This window comes from Zhongshania borealis (assembly GCF_039539625.1).
Taxonomy (GTDB): Bacteria; Pseudomonadota; Gammaproteobacteria; order Pseudomonadales; family Spongiibacteraceae; genus Spongiibacter; species Spongiibacter borealis.
The window spans coordinates 174,940-188,719 of sequence record NZ_BAABDM010000003.1 but is presented as its reverse complement, the minus strand read 5'-3'; the positions used below and the strand labels follow the sequence as shown (position 1 = coordinate 188,719).

The window sequence follows — 13,780 nt, the reverse complement described above, 5'->3', positions numbered from 1 at the left end:
CGAGCGACCTTGTTTTCGCTATAACGATTAAATCAAGACACGCTATTTCTGCAGCATATTCCGGGCAGAATCTTTAAATTTTTCAGCCTCGGAATCATCGTCAAGTAAATTACCCAAACTAAAAGGCACTTCGATACCCTTGGCCATACCCGGTTGGCTTTGCATAACACTTAGCCAACGCGCCAAATTATCTAAGCCATCTACCGAGACGCCAGACCATTTATACGTTCGCACCCAGCACCAGTTAGCAATATCCGCAATGGAATAGTCGTCGGCCAACCACTCGTTACTGGCTAAGTGCCCATCTAGCACCTCGAATAGGCGGCGGCACTCATTTTGATAGCGGTCAATTGCAGGTTGAATTTTTTCAGGAAAATAACGGTGAAAAACATTCGCCTGGCCCATCATTGGACCCACACCACCCATTTGAAACATCAGCCACTGAATGACTTTTGAGCGGCCCTTGGCGTCCGTTGGCATTAACTTGCCCGTCAACTCAGCCAAGTAGATCATTATTGCGCCAGACTCAAAGACAGCAAAATCATCATTGGCGCGATCAACAATCGCAGGAATACGTCCGTTCGGATTCAATGCCAGGAATGGCGCTTTCTTTTGCTCGCCTGCGCCAATATCCACATAGTGCGTCTCATAGGGCAACGCCAACGCTTCCAGTGTGCAGGAAGCTTTATGTCCATTTGGCGTCGGTGCCGTATACAAATCAATCATAGCTAACTCCTTTAAAATTTATACTAGTAGCCATGTTGGCCGCTGATGATGGACTGATAAAAATCATTGTCTAACACTTCATAGCAAGTCGACTTCGGTTTTAAGACATACACCACATCGTCGATTTCACTCAGATTGTATGACTGCTTGCGCAAATTGGCCTTAAACAGTTTAAAAGTTACGGTTGTCTCTGCCGCGGGTTGAATGCGTACAAACACCGGCCGCGCATAGGCCGGCATTTCGTTCATCACATACGTCGAAAATTCGACAGGATCGAACTCAAGCCCCGATTTCAAGGTGATTGCAGCCATACCCGCCCGGCCTTCAACCTCGGGAATTTGAACGCCATAAACATTGGCTATTTCAACTTGCGCATTGCCATTCAATATTTCCCCTACTTCATTGGTAGAAACATTCTCTGAGCGCCAGCGGAAGGTATCACCCAGTCTGTCAACGAACTCATAGTGTGCAAGGCCCAGCGAAAAACCGACATCAATCTGCTTAATCACATCACCGGTGTTAAACCAGCGATCATTCTTTTTGCGAACACCGGTCATTACTTTGCTACTAGATGCTTTTTTGTCGTTATAACCGTCAAACTTGAAACGATCATCAATCTTCATAAGGAGAACACCCGGCTCCCCTTTTTTCACTTCGACTAATCGCCCCTTTTTATCGCGGATCATTTCATCTGCATCAAAGTCATACTTAACCAACAGTATTTTGGCCGAGGTGGTTCCGATTGTTTTATCTTTATTCAGCAAATTTATGAAAATTGCATTGCCTTCACTCGAACCGTACATCTCGCTAATACGCGGGATCTTAAATCGCTTACGAAACACATCCCATACATCTGGCCGCAAGCCATTACCTACCATGGTCTTAATTGGATTATTGACCTCATCAGGCGATTCTTTTTGCATTGCCAAATACCGACATAACTCGCCAACATAAACAAATAACGTCGTTTGGTGTTCTTTTACTTCGGGCCAAAAGTTACTCGCCGAGAAGCGGCGCCGCAAAAATATCGATGCCCCAGAATACAAGCTAGTACCAACTCCAGGGCCTAAGCCAGTGAAGTGATAGAGCGGTAAACAAATATAGATTCGATCAGTCTGCTTTGCGCGGAACGCAATACGTGAGTACGGTTCTGCAGCTGACAAATAGCGACGATGGAGAATAAGCGCAGCCTTAGGCAAACCCGTGGTACCGGAGGTAAGGATATAACAAGCCTTTTCACCAGCGGTAATTTCAAGGGTTTCCGGCAAATTTTCGGTAAGCATACTAGCGAGGCTAGCCACAACATCGACAGCCCACGCGGGTGCAGCGGATTGCTCGCCCGTCGGCTTATTTAGCGCCTGATCTCTGACCCATATAAAATCATTATCTGCGAGGGGAAGCTCTTCTTTCACTTCGGCAATACTCTCAATGAGCTCCTCGCCGACTATGCACTTTGTTGAATTGGTTATATTGATACAATGAACCAGTGAACGACCTTTTAAGCTAGTGTTAATTAAGCCTGTCGCCGCACCCAACTTAGCCAAGGCAAAAAAGCAGGCCAACATTTCAATGCGGTTTTCCATTAACAGGCCAACACAGTCACCCCGCTTTACGCCCTGGCCCTTTAAAGCATGCGCAAACCGGTTCACTAAGGCATTAAACTCGCCCCAGTTTAATTCACGGCCTTCAAATAGAATGGCTGACTTATCTCCGTAACGCTGCGCGGTCTCTTGAAAGAGCCGTCCTAGGGATTTCTTTTCCGCATCCTTTGGCGGCCTAAACGTCAAGGCTGGCAGTACGGACGTAAAATCGCGCATTACTCTAGAAAATTCAGTCATTATTCAATATCTCTCATTGTTATTCGTTTGCTGCACTTAGCTTAGCGTCCCAGTATAGATAGCAACCTTACGAAGATACGCTTATTGGCGCTGCCCTCATGGCAGATGAAACTGTAGACCAACGGCTTAATTGCGAGGGTATTTTTATTGGCATATACTATGACAAAAAAATGATAACAAACATAGCAAAGCTCACATTATTACAGCCAGTTCGTATTCAAACACAGAGTAGGACTTCGGCATAATCAGTGCCTAAAAGTAGTGAGCTATGCCTAGCTGCAATCAAAACAATTATAAGGAATTAAGGTCACTATGCTAAAGCTACTCCGCATTCTCGTGTGCGCACCGGGCATCCTATTTACTTTCATCGGCCTGCGCTGGGCAATAGATCCCGCCGGTGCCGCAAAAGGCCTAGACGTCCCGCTACTCGAGGGGCTTGCGCGAAGTTCGCAAATCGCCGATACCGGCGCATTCTTTTTAGGCATGGGTCTAATGATATTGACCGGCTTGCTAACGGCCAGAAAAGTGTGGTTCCACACTCCAGCGCTTCTACTTGCCATTACAGCGCTCTACCGCGTTCTCGCATGGCTACTTCACGACGCCGCCTTTGCCCCGCAATTGATTGGTGTTGAAGTTGTTATTGCGACCATTTTATTCGTCGCGGCGGAAAAACTGGCAACCAAGCCATGATGCCGGCAACTCGAATTGCCGTCGCAACACTAATGGCACTGCTGACAGGCTATGGCGAAGCCGCGCCCACCGCTGAAAACAGACCCAACATCGTCCTCATTCTGGCCGACGACCTAGGGTTTAGTGATATCGCCTCTTACGGCAGTGAAATTCAAACGCCATCACTCGACGCACTTGCCGCCACTGGGGTCAGCTTCACCAATTACCATACCGCCGCGAGCTGTGCACCGACGCGCGCCATGCTATTAACCGGTGTAGACAGCCATAAAAATGGCGTACCCAATATTCCCGAAAGCATTCCACCTGAACACCAATCACGCGAAAACTACCGAGGCGTTCTCAGTGGCAATGTCGTCACCGTTGCCAGCTTACTGCAAACCGCTGGCTACCATACTTACATGGCCGGAAAATGGCACTTGGGCAAAGCCCGCGACGAGTTACCCTACCGGCGCGGATTTTCGCGAACCATTACCATGGCGGATACTGGTGCCGACAACTGGGAACAAAAGCCTTATATCCCTATCTACGAAAAAGCGAATTGGTTTGCCGACGGTGAAGAAACCACCCTGCCGACGGATTTTTACTCATCAGAGTTTCTGGTGAACAAAACCATCGAATTTATCGATTCAAATCCAGACACAAAACCTTTTTTTGCCTATATACCGTTTCAAGCAGTACACATCCCCGTGCAAGCACCACAAGAGTTCACCGACAAATACATTAATACCTACGAACAAGGCTGGCATGTTTTGCGCGAACAGCGTCAACGCCAAAGCAAGGCACTGGGTATTATCCCAAGCGACAGCGATATGGTGACGATGAGCAGCACCAATGATTGGGACAAACTAAGTGCCGACGAAAAACGCTTCCATGCAAAACGCATGGCCGTCTATGCGGGCATGGTCGATGCGATGGATCATCATATTGGCCGTTTAATCGCCCACCTAAAAGCCATCGGCAAATACGACAACACCATTTTCATTTTTTCCTCTGACAATGGCAGCGAAGCCACCGGAGGTGATAATCCCCGGAGTATCCCAAGTCGAATCGGCCTGCAACTGCAAGGCTATCGCAACGACTACCAAACCCTCGGCACCAAGGGCAGCTTCAACACCATTGGCCCGAGCTTTGCCAGCGCAGCGGCATCACCACTGGCCTACTACAAATTTTACGCTGGCGAAGGCGGCATGCGCGTGCCACTAATCATCGCCGGCAATGCTATCAGCGACCGGGCTAAACTGAACAATGCCTTCGCTTACGTTACTGATATTACTCCCACTATTCTCGAACTCACCTCCACCCCAGCGCCTATCGAATATTTTGGCGGTCGTCGCATAGAACCCATCGTTGGCCGCAGCCTCGTTGCGCTTAGCCGCGGCGAGATTGATCAGGTGTATACCGAGGACGACTTCATTGGTTACGAATTAGGTGGCAATGCCGCGCTCTTTCAGGGTGAGTATAAGATCGTTAAAAACCGTGGCCCCGTGGGTGACAGCGAATGGCATTTATATAATATTGTCACCGACCCCGGTGAGACCAAGAATCTAAGCGACGCCATGCCCGACAAGATGGCCGCCATGATGGAGCAATACCACCAATACGCACATAAGAACGGCGTACTAGAGGTGCCAGCTAATTTCAACGGCACCATTCAAGTCGCAATAAATGGCCTGCGTGATCGATTTGGCAAACAGATCCTAGTACTGCTACTCACCGTGGTAATTTGCAGTGTTTATTATGCCTTGTATCGAGGAAACAAAGACCAAGCGCCATAGTCAAAGTGAACATGGCGCCCAGCTAGACTAGATAGTTAAACCGCCGTCGACAACAATGCACTCGCCGGTGGTGTAACTTGAGGCATCTGATACCAAATACAATACAGTGCCGGCCATTTCCGCTGGCTCAGCATGCCGGTGCATTGGGATCGTTTTCACTGCCGTGTCGTAAATTTCATCATTACTAAACAGGGCGCCAGCAAACTTGGTTTTCGTTAAACCTGGTAATAGCGCATTAACGCGAATTCCGTGTTGTGCGCACTCTTTCGCAAACGCCTTAGTCATACTCACTACCGCAGCCTTGGTAATGGAATAAATACCCTGCAATGGCCCAGGCTGCAGCGCATTGACCGACGCCGTATTCACAATAACCCCACCGCCGTTTTCACGCATAATTCGGCCGCCCTCGACCGACATAAAGAAATAACCTCTAACATTAACGTCAACTGTTTTGGTATACGACAGTAGATCGGTATCAAGAATATCGCCAAAATAGGGATTCGCCGCGGCGTTATTTACCAATATATCGAGCTTGCCGTGACGCTCACGGATATGCGCAAATATATTACTAATGTCATCCATGCTCCCCACATGGCAGGGAAATGCTTCTGCACTGCCGCCACCAGTATTAATAGCATCGGCAACAGCCTGGCAGGCTTCAATTTTTCTACTAGAAACAATAACATGCGCGCCCTGTTCGGCTAATAATTTGGCAATCTCTTCACCAATACCACGGCTTGAACCCGTCACTAGGGCAATTTTGCCATTTAGATCAAATAAATTAGTCGCCATTATTATGTCCTTCCAGGAAAGTTGTTTATCGAGTGATATCAGAGCTACAGCAAGCCACCCCTATTCAATCACCCATCATTGATTTCACTGATCAAATTATTGATCGTGAATACGGCAATATTCTGTCGTCATAAATACGCAGAAAATTCTGTCATAAATACTGACATAATGTAAAGATTTAATAGAATTTCGCCGTATTACTCAGTAAAGTAGCTTTTTCATGGCATTGCCAATTTCATAACATAAAACGCTAAGCAATTGATTGCAGATAAATAAATACCCCAGCCACATCAATTTGCCACTACATCTAGGAGCCTCCATGATCGTATTACACGGTAACTCAGTTTCGCCCTATGTTCGCAAAGTCCTCACCGCACTGGCTATAAAGAAACTCGATTTTGAACAGATTCAACAGATGCCCTACTCTGGCGATCCCGGGTACTTAAAAATCAGTCCACTTGGCAAAATTCCAGCACTGCAAGACGGCGATTTAAACCTTTGCGACTCTACCGTAATCTGCGAATACCTCGAAGACAGCTACCCGGAGGTCGCTGTTTACCCACGCGACCCTAAGGCCAAGGCCAAAGCCCGCTGGATTGAAGAACTTGCCGGCAGCAAAGTTACCGAGTTGGCTTCCGGTATTTTCTTTCAGCGTTTTATGCGGCCCATGTTTCTCAATCAAGAAACCGACGAAGCCTTGGTAACAAAAATTATAGAGAAGCAACTGCCGCCAATCTTAGATTACATTGAGTCTATTCTGCCTAAAGAAGGCTTCTTGTTTGGCGAGCTTACTATTGCCGACATTAGCATCGTCAGCCCCTTCATTAACGCGGCCTACGCCAATTACCATGTTGACGCCGCGCGCTGGCCAATATTCAGCGGTTTTATCGAGCGAGTAAAAGGCCATGAAGTAATTGCACCATTGCTAGCGACAGAAGCCGCCATACTCGGTCTGTAAAGCGCCGTCGCATGCAGCTGCCACTCTCAGCTGCATGCCAGCTAGCAGTTTTTAAAATAATATAAATTAAAAAATATAAGACGGACGTCACAATGCCAATAGACCAAACCAAAGTTGACTCACTCATCGCCGAACTCGGCCAGCACGGGCTCGACAAATTAAATCCCAGCGAATCGCAGTTACGGAATTTATTAGCTAATGATCTGGGCGGGCCTTTGCAATTTATCAATATGCTCGCTTTCCATGACACGGCACAATATGGTGACAACAGCGACGCGGCCCCAGTCAGCGGTGAAGAGGCCTACAATCGCTATGGTGCGGTTGCAATTCAGCACGTTATGGAGCGCGGCGGCACACTGTTCGCAATGAATACTGTGGAGCAAACCCTTATCGGCGAAGATGATGGCTGGCAACAAATAATCATAGTGCAATACCCCAATGTCGATGCCTTCATTGATATGCTGTGTACGCCAAGCTACCAGGCCGCATTACATCACCGTGACGCCGGATTAAAAGCAACTAAATTATTGGTAAGCCGGCCACTGCTGGCGCAATAAATAAACTGACAATTTTCTGCTGTAAAGTGGTTATTCATATTAAAAGAGCACTTTTATGAGCCGTTTAACGCCTTATGTTTTTAGCATAGTGACCAGTCAGCGCCTCCTAAGGTGGCAGCGAAAACTGGCGGAGTTCCGTCGCAGCAAAGCAGGCAAACCTCATCTAGTCACGGTCTATTTGCGAATTAGCGACCCACACAGCTATATTTTACTGCAGGTTTTGAAGGCCTTATCCACGCGATATGATATCGCTTTCGATTTTAGAACCGTACTTCGCCTTCAAGAAAATATGTACCCTGCCCCCGGCTTGTGGGAACAAAATGCCTTTGCCGACAGCGCCTACCTAGCCAATATTTATGGCCTCGATTTCCCAATCGCACCGCCAATTACTACGCCAGAATTGGCGCATAGCGCTACCGCCCAGCTTTTGCACTGCGAGCTGCAAGGCGATTACCTCGACAAAGCATCGGCAATTTTCGAGACCTACTGGCAGGATCAAAGCGACGCACTGAACAGCCTAATCGATGCGCGTATCGCCAATAATGTTGAATGCTATCAACACCATCTCCTCGCCAATGAAACCCTGCTCCAAAACAAGGGCCATTATTTAAGCGCCATGCTTCACTACGGCGAGAAGCCCGGCAGCGAATGGTATTGGGGCCTGAGTCGCTTAGAATATCTTGAACAGCGCCTAACAACGCTCGGGGCCGTTAAAAATGCCACCGTTGATCCAATTAGCGCTCGCACCCCAACACCGGTTGAGCCAGAGCCAGCTACAGACACTCGAGCAGCAAGCGCTTCGCCCATCATCAACTATTGGTCAGCGCGAAGCCCCTATTCCTATATTGGGCTGATTCGCGCCAGAGAACTCGCGGCTCGTCACGGAGTAGCACTCGTCATAAAACCGGTATTACCCATGGTCATGCGGCGCATGCAAGTTCCTCAGCAAAAGGGCATGTATATTATTAGAGACACCAAGCGTGAGGCCGAAAAACACAATATTAAGTTCGGTTTTTCCGCTGACCCATTAGGCGCTGCCGTAGAGCGATGTTATGCCCTATTTGAACATGCTAGCGAAAACAATCTAGGGAATGAGTTTTTAGAAACCTTTGCCCGAAGCGTATGGGCAGAAGGTATCGACGCAGCCACCGACGCGGGAATGAAGACGATTGTCGAAACTGCAGGTCTAAATTGGTCATTGGCCAAGCCCTTGCTCAATAACGAGGACTGGCGTGGCTGGGCCCAAGAAAACCTGCTCGACATGTACGAAAATGGACTCTGGGGCGTACCCAGTTTCCGCTACCAGCAAATTGCTGTTTTTGGCCAAGACCGACTCGATAGATTAGAACAAGCCATTATCGATGACCGCAGCTAAGGCCAAACCCTGTTTGGTCTAGCCCTCAATTTGGCCAGTAGATGTATTCATCGCCGGGCAAGAAGTCCTCAGCCAAGGTTTTATCAACCGCAACCGGCGCTTCAAGCGTGTAAGGATAAATAGGCTTGCGGCCCGACGCGGCATGCTCGTCAAGCAGCCCCTTTAACCTCGCCAGTACGGCGGGTTGCGACATTGCTAAATTATTTTGCTCTGTAGGATCTTCAGCAAGATTGTAGAGCCAGTCTTTTTTTGGCCGCTCAGAAACATGTAGCTTCCAATCACCATCGCGGACAACACGATAATAACCGCTCTGCCAAAAGAGCGTGTCATGGGGCAGGGTCTCGGCCGGTTCCCCAAAAGCCCAGGGCATAATATTTCGACCATCAACAACAAGGTCTTCTGGCAATATTGCATCAGCTGCAGCACTCAAGCTAGGCATAATATCAATGTGATTAATCGGCGCGTCCACCTGCACCCCAGGCTGAATTTTAGCGGGCCACTTGATAAACATCGGCACCCGAATTCCACCCTCAAACATGGTGATTTTCCAGCCGCGATACGGCGAATTTATATCGGGCAAGCCGAGATAACCCGCACCACCATTATCACTCGTAAACAGAATAATGGTGTTCTCGCTAAGCCCCTCGGCCTCTAAACTCTCAACTATACGACCAACACTGCGATCCATTGCGCGGACCATTGCGGCGTACACCCGCAAGCGGTGGGGCTTAATATCACCAACCGCCTCATAGTCTTCACGCGTGGCTTGCAACGGCGTATGCACGCCCCAGTGCGCCAAATAGAGAAAGAATGGTCGATTTTTATTGGCTTTTATCACCTTAATCGATTCATCAGTCCAATAATCAGATAAGTAGCCCGCTGGCTTAAAGCGATCATCACCACTATTATTAAATGACGCCGCGTACTGCATTTTTGCCCATTCAAACTTGTCAATTGGGTCGAAATCCAATTTAGCGTTAACAACATTCGGGTCGTCTTCCGGTAAATGCATGCCGCTGGCCATAAACAAACTTTCATCAAACCCCTGGGCGTTCGGCGTGAATTCTGGCCCACGACCCAAATGCCATTTACCAATATGCACGGTATGGTAACCACGCTCTTTTAATACTTCGGCAATGGTAATTTCTGATCCGGGTAAACCTTTATCTTCATAGCTCAAGCCCCCCATATCAGCGTCGCGATTATAGAACGCGGGCGGTAACCCATGGTTGCCACTGTTGGCAATTTTAACCACCGAAGGCCCCATACCTGAGGGTAGCGGCGTAAATTCAAAACCTGTGCGGGTCGGATAGCGTCCCGTCATAATCATTGCACGGGAAGCCGCACATATCGGCGCCCCAGCATAAGACTGATTAAACATGGCACCCGCGGTGGCTAAGCTGTCTATATTTGGCGTCTGCACGCGTCCGTTAGCAACGCCGCCGCCAAACGCAGAAATATCATTAATGCCTAAATCATCCGCGACTATCACGATAATATTTGGCGGAGTCTGTTCACCTACCGCACTGGCGGTAGTCGGCCCCTGCTGCCATTCTATCTGCCGATTGGGGCCAATCGGCACCTCGCGTTCAGCTTTAAATTTAACAATCGCGAGCATAATATCAATGCGCTTTTGCCATAAGCCACCCCCGCCGATCAACAGCACAATGACTAGCCCGAGCAGAACTTTCTTTTTCATGAGCCAACACCTTTTACTTTATTATGGCTTTAACATTGCGCCGTTATGAAGATATATACAGCATGTAAAAAATTATAATAATAAGTCAAAAATACGTTAGTATTAACGTTCATACTAGTTCACAGATCATCACCACTGACAGTTACTCGCGTTCATTACAAGACCAGAGAATCAACTCACCGTTTTGCAGCGACACAGGCGAAGAAGGAATAACCATGGCACGCCCCTATATGAATAAAATCGCCCGCCGCAAAATGTTGCTAGAGACCGCCGCAGTCATTGTTGACGAATACGGCTGGAATACCCTAAGCATGATATCCCTAGCCGAACACGGCAAAGTAAGTCGGCAGCTCGTCTATCAGAATTTTGATTCAGTAAACGACCTTACAGAGCAAACTGCGTCATATATGTTTGAAAAACTCTATACGCAAACACATGAAGTCCTAGTTAGCCACACTGACGATATTGTTGTTGCCATCACCAAAGCCCAGCAGATTTTATTCAGTTTTCCCGAGGGTCGCGTACAAGCATTATGGGCCCTACTGTCCGACAACACCTCACATAACACGCCATTTAGTGCGGTTAGTCGCCGCTATCGAAAATTAATATCCGACCTATACACGCCAATAATTTCGCGCTCTATGAATTTAGACGCCCAGCACGCTGGCCAAGTAGCGTGGCTATTAATGATGTCATTCTGGGGTGGCCAGCAACTTATTCACGACAACACCATTAGCCAAGCCCGATCCTTAGAATTAATACAGTGGTACATCGAGCGCTTCGTTGCTGGATGTAAAATCAGCAACGAAGCCAGCTAAGATCAGTAGTTATAACGCGCCGTAATTCCCAATGAGCGCTGCGGCAAAGAAAACGCTTGATAGGAACCCTCTTCAGCGCCAACTCTTGTATCGACAACGGTATGTATATTTGCTGGCGCCACCTGATTAATAATCTCTTCGTCCGTGAGGTTCTTAGCCCACACCGCCAGATCAATAGAATCATTGCGCCAACCAAACCGCAGATTTGTGACGTTAGAGGCCGGCATATCGAACCGCGGATCCAAAGAAGAACTAGCATTAGCGGAACTGGAATACACATGATCTAGACGAGAGTAGACGTCGCCGCCGGAAAACGGTCGTCGCCAGTTCAGGGCGATATTGGCCTTAAACTTTGTGCCGGAAGGCAGCGCCTCTCCACTTAAATCACATTGACCAAGGTCGTTGTCAGCTTCACGTCCGTAATAACACTGGCCGCCTGTGTAGCTGTCATACAGCGTGTCGATGTAGGCAAGATTCACCGTCGCCATCGCGTTTTCAGTCAATATCATGGTCGAATCAACTTCAATACCGTCGACGGTGACCAGTTCAGCGTTGTTAACAATAAACACTAAACCGGCAAAGCTCGCATTTTGAAAATCTTTGTATTCGGTATGAAAAATAGACGCATTCACGCGCGCTCGGCGATCGAGGAATTCCGATTTCGCGCCAAATTCCACATTAATCACATTCTCTTCATCAAAGGGCCGTAACTCATCGGTGGCCGTGCCGTTTTGCAGACTAAAACCGCCGGACTTAAAACCAGAAGAGATTGCGCCATACAACATAGTGTCAGCACTTAAAAAATAACTTGCCGACAATGAACCTGTCACCGCTTCAAAGGCATCACTCTGGTCAAAATTATTGCCGTCTGGCGTCACTTGACAGATCAGATTGGTATTGAGTGGCGGTACACAGCCGAGTGCTGACAGTTGTGAGCTCTGATTCACTACACCGTGTTTGTCTTCGTAGGAATAACGAATCCCCAAGGCGCCTTTCCATTTTTCACTGAACTCAAAATCAAGCTTAGCGAATAGGCCAATATTGTCGGTATCTTGGGTAATATAGTAATCGCCACGATCACCCTCTACCCCAAAGGCAGGAATGACCAACGGCAATAAATTCAGTGGCAATACACCGCCGGAAATCAACTCATCGACAATCGCATCACCGTAGGCTTCGACATCTTCGGTAGCAAGGAACTCTGGTAGACTTTTGTCACCACGAATAAACTCGTTATTAAAGTAGAAACCGCCAAACAACCAATTGAAGTCATCGCCACCATCAGAAGCTATACGAAACTCTTGGGAGAACGAACTGCCCTGCTGACGGTCGATAAAATCAGCCACATGCAAACTGCTCTGTTCAACATCACTGACAAAATTTAGGCCATCGTAATCGTCATAGCTAGTGATAGAGGTCAGCGTGTAGCCATCTCCGGCGTAGCTTAGATTTAAAATAATGTCGTTTGAATCGCCTTGGTAGTAACTGCCATCACCATATTCAACTAGTCGGTCACTTGGATCATTGGGGATGGTTAAACTCCCGCCAGCATTGCGAACAATGCGCTGACTCTCCTCACTCAAATATACGTCACCGGTTAATGTGTTCATGTCTTTCTCTGCGTAACCGACAATCAGCCGAGCGCTTAGCGCATCTGAAAAATCGGCTCGTAGCTGGCCGCGAACTGCATAGCTATTTAAGCCATCTGCGCCAGGGCCGGCGACATTATCCATGAGTTCACCGCGGCGAGTATCTACCACACTTAAACGTCCGCTCAACCAATCGTTTAATGGGCCACTGACATAAGATTTAATTTGCCGTAAATCATCGCTGCCAAGATTGACCTCAAACATGGCTTCTAGCTGCTCGCTAGGTCCTTGGGTCTGCACACTTATCACGCCTGCAGTAACGTTTTTACCATGCAGCGTACTCTGCGGGCCTTTCAATACTTCGACTGAACTCACATCCACTAGATCGCCAATACCAATCCCTGAGCGAGAGCGGAACGCACCGTCAATAAAGAGGCCGGTAGCGGGTTCAAAATTCGGTATATTTCCGGCATTGCCAATATTACGAATGCGGAAAGTAGTCGCCAGAGGGCTGATATTGGTAAGTACGATCAGTGATGGCACTTGCGCGGCAATATCGCCAATATCGTTAAAGCCCATATCAACAAGCTGATCTGCCGTGAGCGCAGATACCGATACCGGCACCGTTTGCATATCTTCTTGGCGCTTTTGCGCCGTAACAATCACTTCTTCTAACTGCGCAGCCTGTATTGGCGTAGCAGAAATGGCGGCGACAGCGGCCAGCCCACAAAATCCATAATTCCGTTTATTCATTTTTATTTACCAGATTTACTCTGTGAAAGCACCTGCGAGTACAGCCGTATTAGTCGCCGGTACGGATTGATTATTATAGGAGCAAATCTAGCAGAAACTTTACATTGCGTAAACTTTTAATTATTACTGCTGTTAACCATCACGAATACATTATTTAAAGGCGGAGAAGTGAGTATAAGCAGCGCCAATTTTTGCTTTGGCTACTCGCGC

Annotated in this window: 11 protein-coding genes; 6 read left to right on the top strand and 5 right to left on the bottom strand. The window is 47.9% G+C overall.

Features of this window, described 5'->3' with window-relative positions; genetic code table 11:
- Nucleotides 1–42 precede the first annotated feature (42 nt).
- Complete coding sequence (locus ABD836_RS10190; protein WP_344935379.1) at nucleotides 43–726, bottom strand: glutathione S-transferase family protein; 684 nt, start codon at nucleotides 724–726, stop codon at nucleotides 43–45.
- 23 nt (nucleotides 727–749) lie between these two features.
- Nucleotides 750–2,564: a long-chain-acyl-CoA synthetase gene (locus tag ABD836_RS10185; protein WP_344935377.1), complete on the bottom strand. Its 1,815-nt coding sequence runs from the start codon at nucleotides 2,562–2,564 to the stop codon at nucleotides 750–752.
- A 312-nt stretch (nucleotides 2,565–2,876) separates the two neighbouring features.
- Between ABD836_RS10185 and ABD836_RS10180 the strand changes: the two genes are divergently transcribed.
- Nucleotides 2,877–3,254: a hypothetical protein gene (locus tag ABD836_RS10180; protein WP_344935375.1), complete on the top strand. Its 378-nt coding sequence runs from the start codon at nucleotides 2,877–2,879 to the stop codon at nucleotides 3,252–3,254.
- Nucleotides 3,251–5,029 carry an arylsulfatase gene (locus tag ABD836_RS10175; protein ID WP_344935373.1) on the top strand — a complete coding sequence of 593 codons (1,779 nt, stop codon included), beginning with the start codon at nucleotides 3,251–3,253 and terminating at the stop codon, nucleotides 5,027–5,029. Before ABD836_RS10180 ends, ABD836_RS10175 begins: the two co-directional genes overlap by 4 nt.
- Before the next feature lie 27 nt (nucleotides 5,030–5,056).
- Here ABD836_RS10175 and ABD836_RS10170 read toward each other — a convergent pair whose 3' ends face one another.
- Entirely contained in the window at nucleotides 5,057–5,821 is a 765-nt protein-coding gene (locus ABD836_RS10170) for an SDR family oxidoreductase (protein WP_344935371.1), read from the bottom strand.
- Between the two features lie 319 nt (nucleotides 5,822–6,140).
- Here ABD836_RS10170 and ABD836_RS10165 point away from each other — a divergent pair, with 319 nt between their 5' ends.
- The 3 genes from ABD836_RS10165 to ABD836_RS10155 all read left to right on the top strand — a co-directional run bounded on the left by ABD836_RS10165 (nucleotide 6,141) and on the right by ABD836_RS10155 (nucleotide 8,711).
- Complete coding sequence (locus ABD836_RS10165; RefSeq protein WP_344935369.1) at nucleotides 6,141–6,779, top strand: glutathione S-transferase family protein; 639 nt, start codon at nucleotides 6,141–6,143, stop codon at nucleotides 6,777–6,779.
- A 92-nt stretch (nucleotides 6,780–6,871) separates the two neighbouring features.
- Nucleotides 6,872–7,336, top strand: a complete 465-nt coding sequence (locus tag ABD836_RS10160; protein WP_344935367.1) for a DUF1330 domain-containing protein — start codon at nucleotides 6,872–6,874, stop codon at nucleotides 7,334–7,336.
- Nucleotides 7,337–7,391: 55 nt separating this feature from the next.
- Nucleotides 7,392–8,711 (top strand): DsbA family protein, encoded by a 1,320-nt coding sequence (locus tag ABD836_RS10155; RefSeq protein WP_344935364.1) that lies wholly within the window; start codon nucleotides 7,392–7,394, stop codon nucleotides 8,709–8,711.
- A gap of 25 nt (nucleotides 8,712–8,736) precedes the next feature.
- Here the strand turns inward: ABD836_RS10155 and ABD836_RS10150 are convergent, their stop codons facing one another.
- Nucleotides 8,737–10,410, bottom strand: coding sequence for a sulfatase (locus ABD836_RS10150; protein ID WP_344935362.1), 1,674 nt, complete (start codon nucleotides 10,408–10,410; stop codon nucleotides 8,737–8,739).
- A 215-nt stretch (nucleotides 10,411–10,625) separates the two neighbouring features.
- Here ABD836_RS10150 and ABD836_RS10145 point away from each other — a divergent pair, with 215 nt between their 5' ends.
- Nucleotides 10,626–11,228 carry a TetR/AcrR family transcriptional regulator gene (locus tag ABD836_RS10145; protein ID WP_344935359.1) on the top strand — a complete coding sequence of 201 codons (603 nt, stop codon included), beginning with the start codon at nucleotides 10,626–10,628 and terminating at the stop codon, nucleotides 11,226–11,228.
- Nucleotides 11,229–11,230: 2 nt separating this feature from the next.
- On the opposite strand, the gene ABD836_RS10140 is transcribed toward ABD836_RS10145, so the two are convergent.
- Nucleotides 11,231–13,570 carry a TonB-dependent receptor gene (locus ABD836_RS10140; protein ID WP_344935357.1) on the bottom strand — a complete coding sequence of 780 codons (2,340 nt, stop codon included), beginning with the start codon at nucleotides 13,568–13,570 and terminating at the stop codon, nucleotides 11,231–11,233.
- Nucleotides 13,571–13,780 lie beyond the last annotated feature (210 nt).